Source organism: Nesterenkonia lutea (assembly GCF_014873955.1).
Lineage (GTDB): Bacteria > Actinomycetota > Actinomycetes > Actinomycetales > Micrococcaceae > Nesterenkonia > Nesterenkonia lutea.
In genome coordinates, this window is record NZ_JADBED010000001.1 from 136921 (window position 1) to 156099 (window position 19179).

Below are 19179 nucleotides of genomic sequence, written 5' to 3' on the forward strand. Positions count from 1 at the left end.
GTCCAAGAATCTGAGCAACCTGTCCTGCCCATGCAGAGGTTCTGAGCAGCGCCTTCCGGCCTGCCCTGCCTCTTCGAGCAGAGATGGTTGACGCGCAGATGCCCTGGGACTGGATCCCAAGCGGGGTCTTCTCGGTCGCATGACATGTGACGAGGAGTCAACATGACCATCCAGGATCCCAACGCCTCCGAGCCGACACAGGCTCAGGACACCACCGAAGCGCCGACCGAGTCCATCCCTGCGGCCGAGCCGGCCGTCGAGACTGCGGCCGAGCCGGCCGTCGAGACTGCGGCCGAGCCGGCCGCCGAGGGTCAGGCCCCGGCCGAGAACGAGACTGAGCCGGCCGCCGAGACTGCGACTGAGGCCCCGGCCGAGACCCAGGCTGCCGTCGACGCCTCTGCCGCTGTCGAGACCCCGGCTCCGGAAGGTGCGGCACCAGCCGCCGCCGCGCCAGTCGCGGCCGAGAAGACGCCGAAGACCGCTGAGGAGCCCCAGGGCCCGAAGTTCTCCGAGCTGGGCCTGGATCCCCGGGTGCTGGAATCGGTGACCAAGCTCGGCTACGAGACGCCTTCCCCGATCCAGGCGCAGACCATCCCGCTGCTGAGCCAGGGTCGCGACGTCGTCGGCCTCGCCCAGACCGGCACCGGCAAGACCGCGGCCTTCGCGCTGCCGGCGCTGTCGCACATGGCTCGCGCCAACGACGCCGGAGAGCTGGGAAACTCCCCCTCCACACTGGTGCTCGCACCCACCCGTGAGCTGGCGATCCAGGTCGCCGAGGCGTTCGCCACCTACGCGCAGGGCGTCCCCGGCATCACCGTGCTGCCGATCTACGGCGGTTCCCCCTACGGCCCGCAGCTCGAGGGCCTGCGCCGCGGCGCCCACGTCGTCGTCGGCACCCCCGGTCGCGTGATCGACCACATGACCCGCGGATCGCTGAACCTCTCCACGATCAAGCACCTGGTGCTCGATGAGGCCGACGAGATGCTGCGCATGGGCTTCGCCGAGGAGGTGGACCAGATCCTGGCCCGCACCCCGAAGACCAAGCAGGTCGCACTGTTCTCCGCCACGATGCCCAAGGCGATCCGCCGGATCTCCGCGGACTACCTCAACGATCCGGTCGAGGTCTCGGTCAAGTCCAAGACCTCCACCGGCACCAACACCCGCCAGCGCTTCGTGCTGATCAAGCACTCAGCGAAGAACGAGGCGCTGAACCGCATCCTCGAGACCGAGCCGCATGACGCCGCCATCGTCTTCGTGCGCACCCGCTCGGCCACCGAAGAGGTCTCGAACAAGCTGGCCGCCCGCGGATTCCGCACCGCCGCGATCAACGGTGACATCCCGCAGAACCTGCGCGAGAAGACCGTGGAGAACCTGAAGTCCGGCCGCATCGACGTGCTGGTCGCCACCGACGTCGCCGCCCGCGGTCTCGACGTCGAGCGCATCACCCACGTCTTCAACTACGACATCCCGCTGGACACCGAGTCCTACGTGCACCGCATCGGCCGCACCGGCCGCGCGGGTCGCTCCGGCGACGCTGTCCTGTTCGTGACTCCTCGCGAGAAGCGCATGCTGCGGTCCATCGAGAAGGCCACCCGCCAGCCGGTCGAGCAGATGTCCATGCCGACCATCGCGGATGTGAACTCCTCGCGGCTGGAGCGCTTCTCGGAGCGGATCACCGAGACCCTGGCTTCTGAGGAGCTGGAGGAGTACCGCGGACTCGTGGCCTCCTACACCCAGGAGCACAACACCCCCGCCGAGGACGTGGCGGCCGCTCTGGTGGCCATGGTCCACGACGGACGCCCGCTGCTGCTCGACGAGAAGCGCGACGACGAGCTCGTCCGTGAGTCCAAGCGCGAGGTCGGCGAGGATCGCGCTGGCGGCGATCGTCCCGACCGTCCCCAGCGCGACAAGGGACCACGCACCGCCGGTCCCGGCAACGCGATGTACAAGATCGCAGTCGGCCGTCGCAACGGCGTGAACCCCGGACACATCGTCGGCGCCATCGCCAACGAGGCCGGGCTCAGCGCCCGCGAGATCGGTGGCATCGACATCCGTCCCACGCACTCCCTGGTGGAGCTGCCCGAGAAGCTCTCCTCCGAGCAGTGGGCCGCCCTGGCGAAGACCCGCATCGGCGGCGAGCTGCTGAAGATGGAGCGCGACTCCGGCGCTCCCTCCAGCTCCGCTGACTCACGCGGCGGCTACGCCGGCAAGCGCGAGGGCGGATCCGGTGATCGCGGCGGACGCCCGAGCACCGGTGGCAGCCGCTTCGGGGACAAGGATCGCAAGCCCCGCTGGAAGTGATCGACCCCCCGAAAGGGGACCCGGAATCCACCGTCGCAGAGCTGAATCTGCGGCGGTGGGGACCACCGGTCGCAGGAGAGGGATCTCGCTGCTGACGGGTTTTTGACCGGCACTGGACTGGTGGTAGAGTCTATTGCCGTTGCCCCAATAGCTCAGTGGTAGAGCGCAGTCTTGGTAAGACTGAGGTCGCGGGATCGATTCCCGCTTGGGGCTCTGAATGGGAGCCCGCGCAGCGCAGCACGATGCGCGGCGCGGGTGTTTCTCATTTCGCCGGCTCCGACGTCTCCACCAGGAGACCAGGATTCGGCACATGGCGGTGTAGCTCAGCTGGTTAGAGCGCACGACTCATAATCGTGAGGTCCCGGGATCGAGCCCCGGCACCGCTACAGACGACGCCGCACAGGCGAGCGACACACCTCGGGCCCCCACGCTTCACTGCGTGGGGGCCCGAGGTGTGTCCGACGGCGGGCAGGCCTGGCGTCCCCGGCGCCAGACCTGCCCGCTCAGCTCATCCGCCGTGCGGAGTCAGAGTTCATGCCTGCTGCCGCGTTCTTCCAACGCATCTTCGAGAAGCGTGACGAGCGCCTCGAGCTGGACGTCGGCTGAGTCGGGGACCTCCTGGTCGCTCCCGTCGAGCGCCCGAGCCGCCAGCCCCGCCTTGCTGTCGATGAGCTCGGCGATCTTCGTGTCGAGGGTCTGCGTGGCGATGATCCGCCATGCAGTGACCGGCTCCTCCTGCCCGATGCGGTGGATGCGGTCGATCGCCTGGGTCTGCTCGGCGTGGGTCCACGAGAGTTCCGCCAGCACCATGTTCGAGGCGACCTGCAGGTTGATCCCGACGCCGGCGGCGGTCAACGAGCACACGGCGACGGCGACGTCCGGGTCGTTGGTGAACGCGTCGATGTGCTTCTGTCGAGCCGATGCCGTCTGGTCGCCGCGGATGGAGGCGTACCGGATGCCCTGCTTGGCGAAGGTCCCCTCGGCGATGTCCATGACATCGATGTGCTTGGCGAAGAAGACGACCTTGCCAGCGCTGCGGGCGAGCTGCGCGGCGTAGTCGGCCGCGAGGCCGGCCTTCGCCTGGCCGATGCGTCGCGTCATGGTGAACACGTTCTCGTTGGACTTCTTCGTCGCCTTGCTCGCCCGCTCCTGCGCGGCGACCTGGCGCACGAGGACGCGGTCGATGCCCTCGACGACGTCGCCTGACGCCTGCGCCGCCCGCGCCCGCTCATAGCGCGTGACGAGGCGACGAGCGAGGCTCTGCTCGGCGGCCCGGATGGACCGCCCGGCCTCGTCGTCGAGCTCGACCGGGACGTCTGCCACGCGGCGGGCGGGCAGGTCCGCGGCCACATCCGCCTTGCGTCGCCGCACGATGCCACGGTCGACGACGGCCGCTCGAGCGGCGGCGGAGAAGCCGCGGTCGGCGGGCGTCAGACCTGTCCGCTCGAGCGCGCCCATCAGCTCACCGATCGGCCTGGTCTCGTCGATCCAGCCGAGAAACTGCCAGATCGCCTTGAAGTCCTCGATATCGTTGATCAGCGGTGTGCCGGTGAGCGCGATCAGCAGCGGGTCGGCGACCCGCGAACGGATGCGTTCGGAGAGCTGCAGCACGTTCTGGGACCGCTGCGACTTCGGGTTCTTGATGTAGTGCGCCTCGTCGACCACCATCCCGCGCAGACCCAGCTCGCGGAGCCAGCCCGCGTGCCGGTCGAGCACCTCATAGTTGACGATGATGATGTCCGCGAAGCCATCGATCCTGTCCCCGTCGCCGTGGACCACGGTCGCGGGGCGGTTGGGCGTCCACAGCATGGCCTCGCGCGCCCAGTTCATCTTCACCACGTTCGGAACGACGACGAGCAGCGGGTAGGCGTCCGCCGCTTGAGCGGCGAGCAGCGCCTGTGCAGTCTTGCCCAGGCCAGGTTCGTCGGCAAGCAGGAACGTCCGGTGTCCTGCCGCCGCAGCGGCGACCAGTCGTGCCTGATGCGGCATGAGTTCCAGCCCCCGGGCAGCCCCGGCGGTGGTCGGCTCCGGCAGGTCCATGCACGAGAGCGCGCCGCCGTCGGAGAATGACTTCATCAGCGGTTCGACGAGCTCCCAGCCGACGAGGCGGCGAGGCTCGGCGGGGCGCTTGGCGACGGCGGAGTAATCAGGCTCGAGGAACGGGTTCGCGAGCTGGCGAGATTCCACCGACACGGGCACCACCCGGCGCTGCGTGTCCGCCTTGGGCGCGGCCGGTTCGGGCTGCGCGGCGGGATCTTCAGGCACCTCGATGCCGGCCGTCTGGAGGAGCTCGCGGCGCAGTGCGCGTGCACGATCAGAGACGACGGCGTCATCGGCGAGCAGCCCGAGCAGGGAGGGATCCCGGGCCGCCGTCGTCGCGAGGATGGTGGCGATGCCGTCGAGCCGTTTCAGCTCCTCGGCGCCCCGAGCCCCCAGCTTCGTCTCCTCCGCCTTGACGCGAGCGCGCTCCTCGCGCATGAGAAGCGCCACGACCTGGAACTTGGTCCGGATCGAGGGCAGGTCACGACCACGCTGGACCGAGGACTCGACCTCGCGGACCACCTGGGCGAGCAGCCGGATGATGCCGCCGTCGTTGCGGCGGGGCCGCCGGCGGGTGCGCGTACTCGCGCCGTTCTTGCGCTGGGCTCCTCGAGCCACGGAGTCCTCCTCGAAAGCATTGGTCATTCACGCCGGCGGACGGTGCCCGCACGGCACCCACGGCGGGGCGGGGGACGTGCGAGCAGTCTCGGCAGACACGTCCCGGAGCACAAGCTGGTCCAGCGGATTCGCAAGAGATCAACGCGTCGGACGTGCCCAGCCGGGAGGGGGTCCAGCCAGCGTACCGCGTGCTGGGCGAATCTCAGCCCTCGAGAGAGCGTTCACGACCCCAACGGCGTCCGGACACCGCCACGACGTGGGCGTTCCGACTAGACCAGTCGGAACGAACGGATGCTGTCGGGCCGCGCGAGCTGTCAGCGCGCCGCGTGCGAGACCGGGGTCAGTTCTGCCAGTCCCGCAGCGAATCGATCGAGGACGATCTCCACCAGCTCTCTCGGCGCATGCTCTGATCCGACGGGCAGCAGCGGACTCGTCACCAGGTCCGCTCCCGCCCGCTCGAGCATGCTCTGGAAATAGCCCGGCGCCAGCAGGTAGCTGAGCAGGATGACTCGGCCCCCGCTCTGTGCCGTGTGCGCTCGGGCGGAGGCCACGGCCTCGGGCACGGAGGGCTCCGCGAAGGACAGATATGCGTCCTGGACCGGGCCGCCGAGCCGGGCCTGCAGCCGCGAGGCCATCTCTCGGCAGTCGCGCACTGCGCTGTGGTCTGAGGATCCCGCGGCGGCAAAGACGAGCGCATCGCGGGCGGCATCGACACCGGCGGACTCCATGCGCTGCAGGATCAGCTCCACGAGCCGATCATCCGGTCCCAGCGCGCCGCTGATCCTCACCTCCCGGTCCAGTCCAGCCGTGTCCCGCCGGAGATCCACATTCACGTGGAAGCCCGCGGAGAGGAGCACCGGGACGACGACGGCGGGCATTGACTCCGGCAGGGCGGCGAGGCTGTTCGGCACATCGGGCTGCTGGACGTCCACATGACCGAGGGTGACGAGATGATCGAGTCCACGCTGCGCCGCTGCATCACTGACCTGCTGGACCAGCTGCGCCACGAGCCGCTGGCCCTCCGGGTTGGATGTCCCATGGGAGATGGCCAGCAGGGCGGCGCGTGACGGCCGATCGGACACGGACGCATGCTGGGACATGGACGCGTGCTCGGCCAAGGACGTCCGCTCAGACATGGACCTCTACGGTCCCCTCCACGACCCGCACCGCATAGGAGTCCAGCTGGAGGCCCTCTTCGCTGAGGCACTTGCCGGTCTGCAGATCGTAGGACTGCTTGTGGATCGGTGAAGCGATGGTCGGTCTGCCGGCCTTCGAGCCGACGATGCCGCGGGACATCACGTTGGCTCGGGCGAAGGGGTCCCACTGGGAGACCGCGTGGACGGCATCCTCATACAGGCGCACCAGCGCGATCTGGGTGCCCCCGATCAGCGCCGCCTCGCCCCACATGGGTTCGAGATCGGCCAGCCGACAGACCGGCCGCCACTGCCGTGTCGTGGCATCGGACTCGGTGGCGACCTGGGCGGCGGTTTCAGCGGGGGCGGCGATCGTGATGCTCATGGCACCACTGTAGGCACCGGCAGTTTCAACCAGAACGCATGCATGTAAAGCCCTCGTGACGTTGAGTTCACCGGTTCTCAGGCCGAGATGAGGACCTCGTCATATTGGCTTTACAAATGCGACACCGCCCAGAAATCGCAGGTTCCTAGGCTGGGGTGAACCCTCGACGGTCCGGCATCCAGGAAGAAGCACCCAGATCAGCGCCAGATCGACGTGAAGGCTATTCGCAGCACTCATCGTCTACCGCGAAGGTGAAGTCCCATGGAGGCATCCACAGCATCCACAGCATCGTCCCAGGCAGAGACCGACCGGCATATCGTCGTCGTCGGTGGAGGCCCGGCCGCCCACCGGGTGACCGAAGCCCTGATCGCCCGGGACCCCGAAGGTCTGCGGATCAGCGTGTTCACCGAAGAGTCCTCGGCCCCCTATGACCGGGTCGCACTGTCTCGACGCTTCGCCGCGTCCGAGGACCTCCTGCTGGGCGATCCGGCGCTGTGGCAGGACCCCCGGGTTCAGCTCCATACGTCCACGGCGGTGACCGGCATCGACGCTGCGGCCAAGACCCTGCGCACCGCACAGGGCGAGGTGCTCGGCTTCGACGATCTGGTGCTCGCCACCGGCTCCTCGGCGCCCCGCCCGCCGATCGAGGGCGCGGAGCACATCGCGGTCTACCGCACCTTGGAGGACGTGGACTGGCTGCGTCAGCGAGCCGCCGATCTCTCCGCCGAGCTCGGCCGTCCTGCCCGCTGCGTCGTGATCGGCGGGGGGCTGCTCGGCCTCGAGGCGGCCGGCGGACTCAAGGGCCTCGGGGCAGAGGTCACCGTGGTGCATTCGCGTCGCTGGCTGATGAACGCCCAGGTGGACGAGTACGGCGGGCGCACGCTGAACCGCCTGCTGGAGAAGGAGGGGTATCGCCTTCAGCTGGGCCAGCGACCCAGCAGGCTTGCCGTGGACCTCGAGGCGACTCCGGAACGCAGCCGCTACACCCTCGAGTTCACCGAGAACCCTGATCTTCCGGCAGATCTGGTCGTGGCGGCCATCGGCATCACCGCCCGGGATGAGCTTGCCGCGGAGGCAGGCCTGGAATGCGCCGAGCGCGGGGGAGTCGTCATCGACGAGACCTGCGCCACCTCGACGAAGAACATCTGGGCCATCGGCGAGGTGGCCAGCTACCAGGGAGTCTCGATGGGTCTGGTCGCACCGGCCAACGCCATGGCCGAGGTGGTCGCCGACAGGCTCAGCGGCGGCGCGGCCGCCTTCGACGGATTCGACACCGCCGCCAAGCTGAAGCTCGCCGGAATGGACGTGGCATCCTTCGGCGACGCGTTCGCCGAGACGCCCGGTGCCCTGGAGGTCGTCTACGCCGACGCCGTCGGCGGGGTCTACCAGAAGATCGTGGTCACCGACGATGCCACCACCCTGCTGGGCGGCGTGTTCGTCGGCGACGCGAGCCCCTACTCCTCGCTGCGCCCGCTGCTGGGCCGAGAACTTCCCGCGGCCCCCGGGGCCTTCCTCTCCGCCTCCGGAGGAGGGGAGCTGGACATGGATCTGCCCGACGACGCGCAGGTCTGCTCCTGCAAGGACGTCTGCGCCGGGACCATCAGGTCCGCCGTGGCCGGGGATGACAAGACGCCGCCCTGCACCGACATGGCGGCGATGAAGAGCTGCACCAAGGTCGGCACCCAGTGCGGCTCCTGCATTCCGATGGCGAAGAAGATCATGGAGAAGCAGATGCTCTCCCTCGGGATGGACGTCTCCAAGGCGCTGTGTGAGCACTTCGCGCATTCCCGGGCCGAGCTCTTCGAGGCGGTGCGGGCCACCCAGCTGACCTCCTTCACCCAGATCGTCACTCGGTTCGGCACGCCGGCGGATCCCAGCATCAATCTGGGCTGCGACATCTGCAAGCCCGCAGTGGCCTCGATCCTCGCCGCGCAGCACGGCGCCGAGTACATCCTGGAAGCAGGACGAGGCACCCTGCAGGACACCAACGACCGCGCCCTGGCCAATATGCAGAAGGACGGCACCTATTCGGTCATGCCGCGGATCCCGGGCGGGGAGATCACCCCGCAGAAGCTCAAGGTGATCGCCGAGGTCGCCGCCGACTTCGACCTCTATACCAAGATCTCCGCCGCCCAGCGGGTGGACATGTTCGGCGCGCGGCTCGAACAGCTGCCCGCCATCTGGCGCCGACTGGTCGATGCCGGCTTCGAATCGGGCCAGGCCTACGGCAAGGCGCTGCGCAACGTGAAGTCCTGCGTCGGTTCCAGCTGGTGCCGCTATGGCGTGCAGGACTCGGTCGCGATGGGCATCAGACTGGAGAATCGGTACCGCGGGCTGCGCTCGCCGCACAAGATGAAGTTCGGCGTCTCGGGCTGCGCCCGCGAGTGTGCCGAGGCACGAGCCAAGGATGTGGGCGTGATAGCCACCACCGACGGGTGGAACATGTACGTCGGAGGCAACGGCGGAGCCACTCCGGCTCATGGACAGCTGCTCGCCAAGGACCTCGACGATGACTCGCTGCTGCGCTACATCGACAGATACGTCATGTACTACGTCCGCACCGCAGACCGGCTCCAGCGCACGGCGAGGTGGATGGAGGAGCTTCCCGGCGGAGTCGACCACGTCTACGACGTCGTGGTGAAGGACTCGTTGGGAATCGGCGCCGACCTTGAGGCCGCAGTGGCCGAGCACGTGGACGGCTACGAGGATGAATGGGCGGCCACTCTGCGGGACCCGGAGCGGCTCCGCCGCTTCCGCAGCTTCGTCAACGCTCCCGACGCGCCGGACACCGGGCTGGCCTACGTGCTTGAACGCGGCCAGCGTCGACCCGCCACCGAGGCGGAGCGGGCCGCCGCCGAGTCCGGAGAGGGACCGGTGCTGCTGACCGGGCCCCGCATCCCGGTCCGCGAGGAGATGGCACGCGAAGATGCGGCGAACATGGCTGCGGCGGAGGGGAGCTCATGAGGGGCACCGGAGAAGTGACACTCATCGGCGGCGGACCTGGGGCCGCAGACCTGATGACCGTGCGCGCACGAGACGCCCTCGCCGTCGCCGACGTCGTCTTCTATGATCGGCTGGCTCCGACCGAGGGCCTGCGCGAATGGGCTCCCGCGGCGGAGCTCTACGACGTGGGCAAGCGACCCGGACACCACCGGGTCACCCAGGAGAACATCCAGAAGATGATGGTGGCCTCCGCCCGCAGCGGCCGTCGCGTGGTCCGGCTCAAAGGCGGAGATCCGTTCGTGTTCGGCCGGGGCAGCGAAGAGGTCGAGGCCTGTCGGGAGGCGGGCATCCCGGTGACCGTGGTTCCCGGGATCAGCTCGGCCATCGCTGTGCCGGCCGCAGCGGGGATCCCGGTCACGGCGCGCAACGTGTCCAAGTCGTTCACCGTGATCTCCGGGCACGACCCGCTCAGCGAGCAGGAGCTGGCCGGCCTCACCGCGCTGGGCGGCACGGCGGTGATCCTGATGGGCGTGGGAACACTGGGTCACACGATGGCCGGACTGCAGCGGCAGGGCATGGCGGCTGACACCCCGGTGGGGATCGTGGAACATGGCTTCAGCGAGGACCAGCGGGTGCTCATCGCCCCGCTCTCCGAGATGCTCGGGGTGGCCGCCGCCGCCCGGCTGCGCTCGCCGTCGGTGCTGATCATCGGGGAGGTGGTCCGTCTGGCCGCGGCCGAGCCGTGCTCCGGCGAGGCCAGCAGCGATTCCGACGCTTTACCCGGGGCCGCCGGAGAACGCGTGATCCGTGCCATGGCCGGGGCGGTGCTCTGATGACGGTTCTCACCTCCCCGGACCCGTCCACGCAGGTCCCTCAGACGCTGGCGGGCTTCCGGATCGGCATCACCTCAGACCGGCGCAGCGAGGATCTCATCTGCGCCTTCCAGCGCCGCGGGGCCGAGGTCATGCATGCTCCTGCGCTGCGGATCGTGGCGCTCACCGAATCGGTGACGCTGCAGCGGGACACCCGGCACGTGATCGAGGCGGCACCCGACTTTGCCATCATCACCACCGCCTACGGGATGCGCCGCTGGGCGGAGGCCGCAGACGCCTACGGTCTGGGCACTGAGCTCTTCGAGACGCTGGACCGGGCGGTCATCCTGGTGCGCGGACCGAAGGCGCGCGGAGCTGTGCGGGCCGCTGGGCTCGACGACGACGGCGCCGCCGAGGATGAACGGACGGCCACCGTGGTGGACATGCTGCTTGCCCGCGACGTCGCGGGCAAGACGGTGGCGCTGCAGCAGCACGGGGCCAGCGATGATTCTCAGATCGAACGGATTCAGGCCGCCGGGGCGACCGTGGTCTCGGTGCTGCCCTACACCTGGACCAAGCCGGATGAGGATTCCGACCTGCTGCGCATGGTCGATGCGGTCATCGACCGGCAGCTCGATCTGGTGACCTTCACCGCCGCCCCCGCTGTGGAGGCCTTCCTATCGGTGGCCCGCCAGTACAACCGGTCAGAGGCGCTGGTCGAGGCGCTGCGCTCAGACGTGGTCTGCGCGGCGGTCGGGGCGGTGACGGCAGGACCGCTCTACGACGCAGGGCTGAGCCCGATCATCCCGTCTCGGTGGCGACTCGGTGCCATGATCAAGCTGGTCTGCGATCATCTGGAGGAGCACCATACGCTGCGCATCACGACCCGGCATGGTCTGGTGGAGCTGCGCGGCTCCGAGGTGCGGCTCCCCGCGGTCAGCGATGACCCGGTCCGGCTGCCCCCCGGCCCGCTGTCTCTGCTGCGTGCTCTGGTGAAGGCCGAAGGTGCGGTGCTCTCTCGCGAACACCTCATGCAGGTGCTGGGGCAGTGCGACTCCGAACATGCGCTGGAGATGTGGGTCTCCCGGCTGCGCAAATCGCTGCCCGTCCCCGGACTGGTCAGCACCGTGGTGAAACGCGGGTACCGGCTCACCGTGTGAGCGGCTGCACCTCTGGCTGCCTCTGCCGCGGAGTCTCCCGCTGGGCCTCTGCGCTCTGCAGGAGCTTCTCGATCCGGTTGTGACAGGTCCCGCAGCCGGTGCCCGCCCGGCAGGCATCGCCCACCTCGGACACGCTGGCGGCGCAGGCCGCAGCCTCTTCGACCTGGCTCAGCGTGGTGCCGGCACACCGACACAGCACATCGTGGGGCCCCAGCTGCGCCTCTCGCGTGGCATGTTCTGCCGCGAGCAGCGCCGTGCGGTCGGCCACCGGCATGGTGCCCCGACCGGCATGCATCGCCAGCTCTGCGGCGGAGCGCGGCATGCCCACGGAGACGAAGCCCAGCAGCCTGTCCTGCTCCGAGACGATGCGCAGGTACTGACCACCTTTGGGATCCGACCAGGTGGAGACGCTGGGGGAGTCCGGATCCCAGGGGTCCACGTCGGTGGTTCCGGCGCACGCCACGTTCAACGTCTTGGACTTCACCAGGATCACGTCCAGGCCTGCGCCGGTCTGCATGCTCACCGGCGTCCCGGAGGCATCACGCTCGATCCCCCGGCTCAGTCCCAGGTCTTCGCACAGGGACTCGGCAGCGGTCTCCGCGTGCTGCCATCCGGGCGCGATCAGTCCGGAGGGCTCTCGACCGTCCACGGTGGCACAGTCACCGATGGCGAAGATCCTCGTGTCGGTGAGGCTGCGGCACTGTGCGTCGGTCATCACGCCCCAGCGGGTGGACAGCCCTGCGTCTGCGGCCAGCCCGTCACGGGCCCGCACCCCGGTGCAGAGCACGAGGAGGGAGGCCGGGATCTTCTCGCCCAGGGAGGTGCGCACCGCGGCGAGGCGCCCTGATTCGGAGACCACTGTGGTGATGTCGGCCGCCGCGCGCACCTTCACGCCGGCACTGATCAGCTCGCGGCGCAGCAGCATGCCCGCGTCCGTGTCGATCTGGCGACCCATGGGCACATTGCCCCGGTGGACGAGGGTCACCGGGGAGCCCACCTCCGCGATGGCCAGCGCCGCCTCGACACCGAGCACGCCCCCGCCGAGCACGACCACGGGCTCGGCGCGGCGCACCACAGCGGCCAGGCGCAGCGCATCACCCATCTCGCGCAGCGCCATGATCCCCTCCGGGAGCTGCGTGGTCCGCAGCTCGGCGTCGATGGTGCCGGCGCGCCGAGATTCAACCTCCAGGGTCGGCATCATCGGTTCAGCGCCTGTGGCGAGCACCAGCCGGTCATAGGGGACAGCGTCACCCCCCTCGAGCAGGACCAGCTGGGCGGCGCGGTCGATCCTGGTGGCCCTGGCGGAGGTGTGCACTGTGACTCCGCTGTCTCGCAGCTGATCCACATCGGAGACGGCGAGGTCCTCCGGCTGGAGGCGACCCACGGAGACGTCGCCGATGCGGATGCGCTGATAGGCGGGCTCGGACTCAGCTCCGATGATGGTCAGCCGGATCCTGCCCTCGGTCACCTCATCGAGCAGCTCGTCCACCAGTCGTGCCGCCACCGGACCGAACCCGAGGATGACGATCCTCGCGGGGGCGGCGCTGTCACTGCTCGCGGGGTTCATGCGGCTGCCTCCTGGGCATCGGCGGGACGGATTCGGACCGGGGTGTTCTTGAACTCGGGCATCTTCGAATGTGGATCGGTCAGGCCTCTGGTCAATGCATTCGCGGCCGCCCTGCCGGAGAAGTGGAAGGGCGCGAAGATCGTGTCGGCTCGGATGCTCTCATCCAGGCGCACTCTGGCCGTCATGGCTCCCTGCGCGTTCTCGACCACCGCATAACCGCCCTCCTGGAGTCCGAACTGTCGGGCGGTCGCCGGGTGGATCTGGACGGTGACCTCAGGATGCGCCGCGTCCAGCGCCGGGACTCGGCGGGTCTGATTTCCTGACTGGTAATGCTCCATCAGCCGCCCCGTGGTGAAGGTCAGCTCATCGGTCTGGGGGCTCGCCTGGCGACGCGGTCGGATCGCGCTCAGCTTCGCCCTGCCGTCGGCATGAGCGAAGGTCGACTCGAACATGCGCGGGGTGCCGATGATCGGTTCACCGGTCAGGGTGAGTTCACGCGGCCCGGCGACTGTGCCGAGGGCGGCGGTCTCCGCGGAGTCAGTCAGCGCCATCGTCTCCTTCCGCCCCGTCGGCCCCGTCTTCTCCGCCGCCGGGTGCGGCCAATATCCGGCATGCCCGGAATCCAGCTGCTCCCAGCTCATGCCTGAGTAGTCGGCGGGGGCTCCTGCTGTGGCGCGGCGGATCTCGTCGAAGACCTCCGCGGGATCCACCGGGAAACCGGTGGGACGGCCCAGGCGACGGGCCAGTTCGGCGAAGATCCACAGCTCTGAGCGGCAGCCGGTCGGGGGCTGGACCGCTTGACGCCGGCGCAGCAGGCGCCCCTCCAGATTGGTCATGGTCCCGTCCTCCTCCGCCCACTGCAGGACCGGAAGGACGACGTCGGCCTCTGCCGCCGTCTCGGAGAGGAAGAAGTCAGCGACCACGAGCAGGTCGAGCGCGCGGAGGTTCTTCAGCACCCGGCCGGTGTCCGGGGCGGAGACCGCGACATTGGAGCCATGGACCAGCAGTGCCCGCACTCCGGGCCTTCCCTCCTCGCTGTGGGTGCCCATGGTGTGCAGCAGCTCGGTGGCAGGCGTCCCGGGGCCCGGGATGGACTTCGGGTCCACGTCCCAGACCGCGGCGATGTGGGCGCGATCATCTTCGGAGCTGATGGACCGCAGCCCGGGGAGCTGGTCGGACTTCTGTCCCATCTCCCGGCCGCCCTGCCCGTTGCCCTGTCCGGTCAGAGTGCCGTAACCGCCGCGGCCCCGAGGCTGCATCTCTGGATTGTGCGTGTCGGGAGCCCCTGTCTCCACCGGCTGCGTGCTGCCGGGCAGTCCGAGGATGAGGGCGAGGCTGATGGCGGCCCGAGCAGTGTCGGTGCCGTCGCGGTGCTGCTCGACCCCGCGTCCGGTGAGGATGAAGACGGGATCGCCGCCCGAGCGCGCCCGTGCCGCCGCTGAGCCGAGCCGGCGCGCGATGAACCGGATCTGGTCCGCGCCGACCCCGGTGGCGCCCTGCGCCCTTTCGGGCCACCAGGCAGCCGCTGAGCGGCGGAACTCGTCAAGTCCGTTGACCCGCTGCTGCAGGTACTGCTGGTCCGCATGACCCTCCTCGAAGAGCACATTGGCCAGAGCCAGCAGCAGCACGAGGTCACCTCCGGGGGTCGGCGCGAGGTGGAACCCGCCGCCCTCCGCGGTGAGCTCCGCGGTGGCGCTGCGCCGCGGGTCCACCACGATGAGCCCTCCCTTGGACATCGCGCCCTGCAGATGCTGGACGAAGGGAGGCATCGTGTCGGCGACGTTGGAGCCCAGCAGCAGGATGGTGCAGGCCGCGTCCAGATCGGTCAGCGGAAAGGGCAGTCCCCGATCCAGGCCGAAGACCATGGTCGAGGCCTTCGCGGCCGAGGACATGCAGAACCGGCCGTTGTAGTCGATCTGGGAGGTGCCCAGCGCCACGCGGGCGAACTTGCCGAGGGCATAGGTCTTCTCGTTCGTCAGACTTCCGGACCCGAAGACTCCCACCGAGTCGACACCATGGGCCTGCTGGATGCTTCTCACTCGGTCAGCGACATGGTCCAGAGCGTGTCCCCAGGTGACCTCGCGGAACTCACCCGTGCGCTCGCCGTCCTGGTCCCGGACAGCCATCAGCGGGGCGGTCAGCCGGTCGGTGCGGCCGGTCAGCAGCTCGGCCGAGGTGCTGCCCTTGCGACACAGACGTCCCTGGTTGGTCGGGAAGTCGGCACCCTCGACGGTGATGCTCGGTGCTGAGCGCGGCTTCTCGGTGATGCTCAGCCGCATGGCACATTGCAGGGCGCAGTACGGACAGTGCGTGGTCACGCTGCGGGTGCTCTGCTCCTGAGTCGTCTCAGCGGAATCCTGCAGCTTCACGGGGGTCCGCATCAGACGTTCGCCCGGGCGAAGACGGTCCCTGGTCGCATGTAGACCACCCAGGTCAGCCCTGCCAGAGCCACATATCCGGCGGCGAAGACCCAGAAGGCGATGTCGAAGGACCCGGTGGACTCATTGGCGATGCGCAGGATCTGCGGGATGGCGAAGCCTCCGTAGGCGCCGATCGCTCCGATCAGGCCCAGAGCGGATGAGGCCTTGCGCTCGTGACCCACCCGATCTGCCGGATGGACCGAGAGTCGGAAGACCATCGGGATCATCCGGTAGCTCGAGCCGTTGGCGACGCCGGTCAGTGTGAACAGCGCCAGGAACAGGACCAGGTAGAGCCAGAAGTTCGCCAGCTGCAGCGTGAGCACGACAGTGGCGGTGACGGCCGCCATCGCCAGGAAGCTGGCGATGGTCACCCGAGCGCCGCCCACGCGGTCGGCGAGTCTGCCGCCGTAGGGCCGGGCGAGAGAGCCGACCAGCGGTCCCATGAAGGCCAGCGAGAGTGCCGCCCCGAGCAGCTGGAAGCTGGAGAACTCCGGGAACTGCATGTTGATCAGCGTGGGGAAGACAGAGCCGAATCCCATGAAGGACCCGAAGGTGCCGATGTAGATCAGCGAGATGATCCAGAGATGCTTCTCCTTCAGCGCCGAGAGCGAGCCCCTGATGTCATTCTTCGCGTGGGAGAGGTTGTGCATGTACTTCCTCGCGCCCCAGGCGGCGAACAGGATGAAGGGAATCCAGAAGAGTCCGGCGGCCGGAAGGTTCGGCTGCAGCGCTCCGAAGGCGAAGGCCGTGACCACGAGCGGGACGGTGAACTGCGCCACCGCCACTCCCAGGTTTCCCCCGGCTGCGTTGAGACCCAGCGCGGCACCCTTCTCCCGGGCCGGATAGAAATAGGTGATGTTGGCCATCGAGGACGCAAAGTTGCCTCCGCCGAAGCCGGCAGCCGCCGCGATGGCGAACAGCGCCCACAGCGGAGTCTCCGGGTTGCCCAGGGTGAGTGCCATGGACACGGTGGGGATCAGCAGCAGCAGCGCGGAGATGACGGTCCAGTTGCGACCGCCCACCAGAGCCACCATGAAGCTGTAGGGGATGCGCAGGGTGGCTCCGACCAGCGGGGGCAGCGAGACCAGCCAGAACTGCTCAGAGGTGGTCAGGTCGAAGCCCGCCAGCGGGAGGAAGACGACGGTCACCGACCACAGCTGCCAGACCGCGAAGCCCAGGAACTCGCAGAAGATGGACCAGATCAGGTTCCGGCGCGCCGTCGACCGTCCCGGGCCCTCCCAGAAGTCTGTGTTCTCGGGCTGCCAGTTCGTGATCCAGCGTCCGTCCTCCAGCACCAGTCGGTCGGTGGGGTCGGCGGGGCCGGTGGTCGTCCGTGCGGGGGCCTCTGTCGTGGAGAGCTGCGGGTTCATCCTGATGTCCTGCTTCCTGGCGTCTCACGTGGCTGCGCCGCGCAATGTTCCGTTCAGGGTCTGGCGGTGACACCTCCACTCTGGCAAGGCTGTGTTTCCGGCAGGGTAGCCCCGCATTTCGGTCGCGATAAACCAGCCTCATAACCGGTGAGCTCCGCTGTGAGGTTGTCAGCTCCTGGCGGTGCGGACCTGTAGGCTGAGCGCCGTGAGCACTCAGTCCTTCAACCCGTGGACCAGCGGGACTCGCGCCTACCGGGTGACTCTCGTCACCGGCATGGCAGCCACCGGAACAGGAGTGATCCTGGTGATCCTGGCCGCCGTCCTGGACCTCCAGGAGGGCGCTGATTCCCTGCGCCGCTTCGGCATGGTCTGCCTGGGAGCCGGCATTCTGAGCCACCTCATCGCGATCGGCCTGCGCAGACGCCAGGCAGTCCAGATCCTGTCCCGCCGAGCCTCCGAGGAAGACTGAATGATCAACCCAGATCGGCAGGGGCACCAGTATCCCCCCGCTGCCCCCTACCAGGTCAGCCGCGAAGCGATCCGAGAGTTCGCGCGCGCGGTGAAGGCCGTGCACCCGGCGCATCTCGACCTCGAAGCCGCCGCGGCCCTGGGCCACCGAGACCTCGTCGCGCCTCCCAGCTTCGCCGTGATCGTCGCCCAGCGGGCAGAGGCCGCAGTGGTCGAGGACGCTGAGGCCGGCATCGACTTCTCCCGCGTGGTCCACGCCGAGGAGCGGTTCACCCACCACCGGCCGATCCTGGCCGGAGACACTCTTCAGGCCCAGGTCACCCTGGACCGCATCCGCACCATGGGTGCCGGCGCCATGGTCACGACCCGCGTCGAGATCAGCGCAGCCGATGGTCAGCCGCGCAGCACCGTCACCTCCAGCCTGCTGGTCCGCACCGAGGAGGCCCCCGCGTGAACAAGCCCGTGCTCGCCGACCTGGAGAAGGGCCAGAGGATCGGTTCCCGCGAGCTGAGCTTCTCCCGTGCCGACCTGGTGCGCTACGCCGCCGCCTCCGGGGACCACAACCCCATCCACTGGAACGATCGCTTCGCCCGCGAAGTGGGACTCGATGGGGTCATCGCCCACGGGATGCTCACGATGGGCTCCGCCGTGGACCTGGTCAGCGAATGGGCAGGCGATCCGGGCGCCGTCGTGGACTACCAGGCGCGCTTCACGAAACCGGTGCCGGTGCCCGACGTCGAGACGGGAAACCCTGAGACGCCCACGGCGCGGCTGCTGGTCACCGGCACCATCGGTGCCGTGGATGCGGAAGAGCGCCGGGTCAGGGTCGACCTCACGGTCGAGCTGCTCGAAGCGGCGATCGGGCGTGGCGAGTCAGCAGAACAGGAGTCCGCGCGCACCAAGGTGCTGGCGAAGTCCCAGGCAGTCGTCAGGCTCTGAGCCGCGGTTCCCCTCCGACGGCGACCACCGATCACCGCCAAGCTCTCGTTCGGCCGACATAGGGCTGAAACACAGCATCACCGTATAATCGCGGGGACCGTCTGAGTCCAGATGTGCAGATCAACCTAAGGATCCAAATATGCCCATGCACAAGACCGCGGCCAAGGCCGTAGGCGCCTCCGCGCTGGCAGCGCTCGCCCTCACCGCCTGCGGCGGCGGCGAGGAGAACGAGTCTGGCGAGGAGGAGCAGCAGATGCTCAACAACGCCGGCACGCTCCAGGTGTGCTCCGACGTGCCGTACCCGCCGTTCGAGTACTACGACGGCGACGGCAACGTCGTCGGCTTCGACATCGACATCGCCGAGGCGCTCGCGGAGTCCGTCGACGCCGAGCTGGAGATCGTCCAGACCGGCTTCGAGGGCATCCAGTCAGGCGTCGCGCTCGACTCGAACACCTGCGACCTGGCCATCTCGGGCATGACCATCACCGAGGCCCGCGCCGGCAACATGCTCTTCTCCGAGCCTTACCTGGATGACAACCTGGGTCTGCTCGCCGCCACCGACGCCGAGGTCGCCTCTCTGGAGGACCTCGACGGACTGACCGTGGGCGTGCAGAGTGAGACCACCGGCGCCACCTACGCCGAGGAGGCAGGCTACGAGGTGCGCGAATACACCGACTCCGGGCTGCTGATCCAGGGGCTCGAGTCCGGACAGGTGGACGCCGCGATCGGCAACATCTCGATCCTCGGCTACCAGGCCGGGGAGTCGGACACCGCTGAGTTCATCGAGGAGATCGACACCGGCGAGCAGCTGGGCATCGCCGCCCAGAGCGACAATGCCGAGCTGATCGACGCGGTCAACGAGGCCCTCGCCGAGCTGGAGTCCTCCGGTGAGATGCAGGAGCTCGAGGACAGCTGGTTCCGCGAGGGCGACACCCCTGAAGAGGGCGAGGCCGCCGAGGACGAGGCCGCCGAAGAGGAGCCCGCTGACGCCGAGCCCACCGATGAGGGTGAAGACTGACCCCT

Annotated in this window: 14 protein-coding genes and 2 tRNA genes; 10 read left to right on the forward strand and 6 right to left on the reverse strand. The window is 68.7% G+C overall.

The window, feature by feature from the left end; all coding sequences use genetic code 11:
- Nucleotides 1–162 precede the first annotated feature (162 nt).
- The 3 genes from H4W27_RS00660 to H4W27_RS00670 all read left to right on the forward strand — a co-directional run bounded on the left by H4W27_RS00660 (nucleotide 163) and on the right by H4W27_RS00670 (nucleotide 2687).
- Nucleotides 163–2301 (forward strand): DEAD/DEAH box helicase, encoded by a 2139-nt coding sequence (locus tag H4W27_RS00660; RefSeq protein WP_192594226.1) that lies wholly within the window; start codon nucleotides 163–165, stop codon nucleotides 2299–2301.
- Nucleotides 2302–2442: 141 nt separating this feature from the next.
- Nucleotides 2443–2514, forward strand: a tRNA-Thr gene (locus H4W27_RS00665).
- 99 nt (nucleotides 2515–2613) lie between these two features.
- Nucleotides 2614–2687: transfer RNA gene (locus H4W27_RS00670), tRNA-Met, on the forward strand.
- 139 nt (nucleotides 2688–2826) lie between these two features.
- Here H4W27_RS00670 and H4W27_RS00675 read toward each other — a convergent pair.
- The 3 genes from H4W27_RS00675 to nirD form a co-directional block, all read right to left on the reverse strand.
- Entirely contained in the window at nucleotides 2827–4986 is a 2160-nt protein-coding gene (locus H4W27_RS00675) for a DEAD/DEAH box helicase (RefSeq protein ID WP_192594227.1), read from the reverse strand.
- 287 nt (nucleotides 4987–5273) lie between these two features.
- Nucleotides 5274–6041, reverse strand: a complete 768-nt coding sequence (locus H4W27_RS00680; RefSeq protein ID WP_318782051.1) for a sirohydrochlorin chelatase — start codon at nucleotides 6039–6041, stop codon at nucleotides 5274–5276.
- 46 nt (nucleotides 6042–6087) lie between these two features.
- Nucleotides 6088–6477: a nitrite reductase small subunit NirD gene (gene nirD / locus H4W27_RS00685; RefSeq protein ID WP_192594228.1), complete on the reverse strand. Its 390-nt coding sequence runs from the start codon at nucleotides 6475–6477 to the stop codon at nucleotides 6088–6090.
- A gap of 261 nt (nucleotides 6478–6738) precedes the next feature.
- Between nirD and nirB the strand changes: the two genes are divergently transcribed.
- From nirB to H4W27_RS00700, 3 genes are read left to right on the forward strand one after another with little or no spacing between them, the layout of a single operon-like run.
- Complete coding sequence (gene nirB / locus H4W27_RS00690; protein ID WP_192594229.1) at nucleotides 6739–9441, forward strand: nitrite reductase large subunit NirB; 2703 nt, start codon at nucleotides 6739–6741, stop codon at nucleotides 9439–9441.
- Nucleotides 9438–10253 carry a uroporphyrinogen-III C-methyltransferase gene (gene cobA, locus H4W27_RS00695; RefSeq protein WP_192594230.1) on the forward strand — a complete coding sequence of 272 codons (816 nt, stop codon included), beginning with the start codon at nucleotides 9438–9440 and terminating at the stop codon, nucleotides 10251–10253. The genes nirB and cobA overlap by 4 nt, the downstream gene beginning before the upstream one ends.
- Nucleotides 10253–11392, forward strand: a complete 1140-nt coding sequence (locus tag H4W27_RS00700) for a uroporphyrinogen-III synthase (RefSeq protein WP_192594231.1) — start codon at nucleotides 10253–10255, stop codon at nucleotides 11390–11392. The genes cobA and H4W27_RS00700 overlap by 1 nt, the downstream gene beginning before the upstream one ends.
- Here the strand turns inward: H4W27_RS00700 and H4W27_RS00705 are convergent.
- From H4W27_RS00705 to H4W27_RS00715, 3 genes are read right to left on the reverse strand one after another with little or no spacing between them, the layout of a single operon-like run.
- The gene (locus tag H4W27_RS00705) at nucleotides 11382–12959 is read right to left on the reverse strand and encodes an FAD-dependent oxidoreductase (RefSeq protein WP_192594232.1); all 1578 of its coding nucleotides are present in this window, start codon (nucleotides 12957–12959) and stop codon (nucleotides 11382–11384) included. The genes H4W27_RS00700 and H4W27_RS00705 overlap by 11 nt on opposite strands.
- The gene (locus tag H4W27_RS00710; RefSeq protein WP_192594233.1) at nucleotides 12956–15340 is read right to left on the reverse strand and encodes a molybdopterin oxidoreductase family protein; all 2385 of its coding nucleotides are present in this window, start codon (nucleotides 15338–15340) and stop codon (nucleotides 12956–12958) included. The genes H4W27_RS00705 and H4W27_RS00710 overlap by 4 nt, the downstream gene beginning before the upstream one ends.
- A complete protein-coding gene (locus tag H4W27_RS00715) occupies nucleotides 15340–16749 on the reverse strand; it encodes an MFS transporter (RefSeq protein WP_192594234.1) in 1410 nt (469 codons plus the stop codon). Before H4W27_RS00715 ends, H4W27_RS00710 begins: the two co-directional genes overlap by 1 nt.
- Nucleotides 16750–16954: 205 nt before the next feature.
- Here H4W27_RS00715 and H4W27_RS00720 point away from each other — a divergent pair, with 205 nt between their 5' ends.
- The 4 genes from H4W27_RS00720 (at nucleotide 16955) to H4W27_RS00735 (ending at nucleotide 19174) form a co-directional block, all read left to right on the forward strand.
- On the forward strand, nucleotides 16955–17218 hold the full coding sequence (locus H4W27_RS00720) for a hypothetical protein (RefSeq protein WP_192594235.1): 264 nt from the start codon (nucleotides 16955–16957) through the stop codon (nucleotides 17216–17218).
- Nucleotides 17219–17671, forward strand: coding sequence for an FAS1-like dehydratase domain-containing protein (locus tag H4W27_RS00725; protein WP_192594236.1), 453 nt, complete (start codon nucleotides 17219–17221; stop codon nucleotides 17669–17671).
- Nucleotides 17668–18156 carry a MaoC family dehydratase gene (locus tag H4W27_RS00730; protein WP_192594237.1) on the forward strand — a complete coding sequence of 163 codons (489 nt, stop codon included), beginning with the start codon at nucleotides 17668–17670 and terminating at the stop codon, nucleotides 18154–18156. Before H4W27_RS00725 ends, H4W27_RS00730 begins: the two co-directional genes overlap by 4 nt.
- A 139-nt stretch (nucleotides 18157–18295) precedes the next feature.
- Entirely contained in the window at nucleotides 18296–19174 is an 879-nt protein-coding gene (locus tag H4W27_RS00735; protein ID WP_225938961.1) for an ABC transporter substrate-binding protein, read from the forward strand.
- The last annotated feature ends 5 nt before the right edge of the window (nucleotides 19175–19179 follow it).

Bases quoted from the DNA above. Each gene is read 5' to 3' on its own strand.
- H4W27_RS00675 (WP_192594227.1), bottom strand. From the start codon at position 4,986: ATGACCAATGCTTTCGAGGAGGACTCCGTGGCTCGAGGAGCCCAGCGC.
- H4W27_RS00705 (WP_192594232.1), bottom strand. From the start codon at position 12,959: ATGAACCCCGCGAGCAGTGACAGCGCCGCCCCCGCGAGGATCGTCATC.
- H4W27_RS00735 (WP_225938961.1), top strand. From the start codon at position 18,296: ATGCCCATGCACAAGACCGCGGCCAAGGCCGTAGGCGCCTCCGCGCTG.
- nirB (WP_192594229.1), top strand. From the start codon at position 6,739: ATGGAGGCATCCACAGCATCCACAGCATCGTCCCAGGCAGAGACCGAC.
- H4W27_RS00725 (WP_192594236.1), top strand. From the start codon at position 17,219: ATGATCAACCCAGATCGGCAGGGGCACCAGTATCCCCCCGCTGCCCCC.
- H4W27_RS00715 (WP_192594234.1), bottom strand. From the start codon at position 16,749: ATGAACCCGCAGCTCTCCACGACAGAGGCCCCCGCACGGACGACCACC.
- H4W27_RS00710 (WP_192594233.1), bottom strand. From the start codon at position 15,340: ATGCGGACCCCCGTGAAGCTGCAGGATTCCGCTGAGACGACTCAGGAG.
- nirD (WP_192594228.1), bottom strand. From the start codon at position 6,477: ATGAGCATCACGATCGCCGCCCCCGCTGAAACCGCCGCCCAGGTCGCC.
- H4W27_RS00660 (WP_192594226.1), top strand. From the start codon at position 163: ATGACCATCCAGGATCCCAACGCCTCCGAGCCGACACAGGCTCAGGAC.
- cobA (WP_192594230.1), top strand. From the start codon at position 9,438: ATGAGGGGCACCGGAGAAGTGACACTCATCGGCGGCGGACCTGGGGCC.
- H4W27_RS00700 (WP_192594231.1), top strand. From the start codon at position 10,253: ATGACGGTTCTCACCTCCCCGGACCCGTCCACGCAGGTCCCTCAGACG.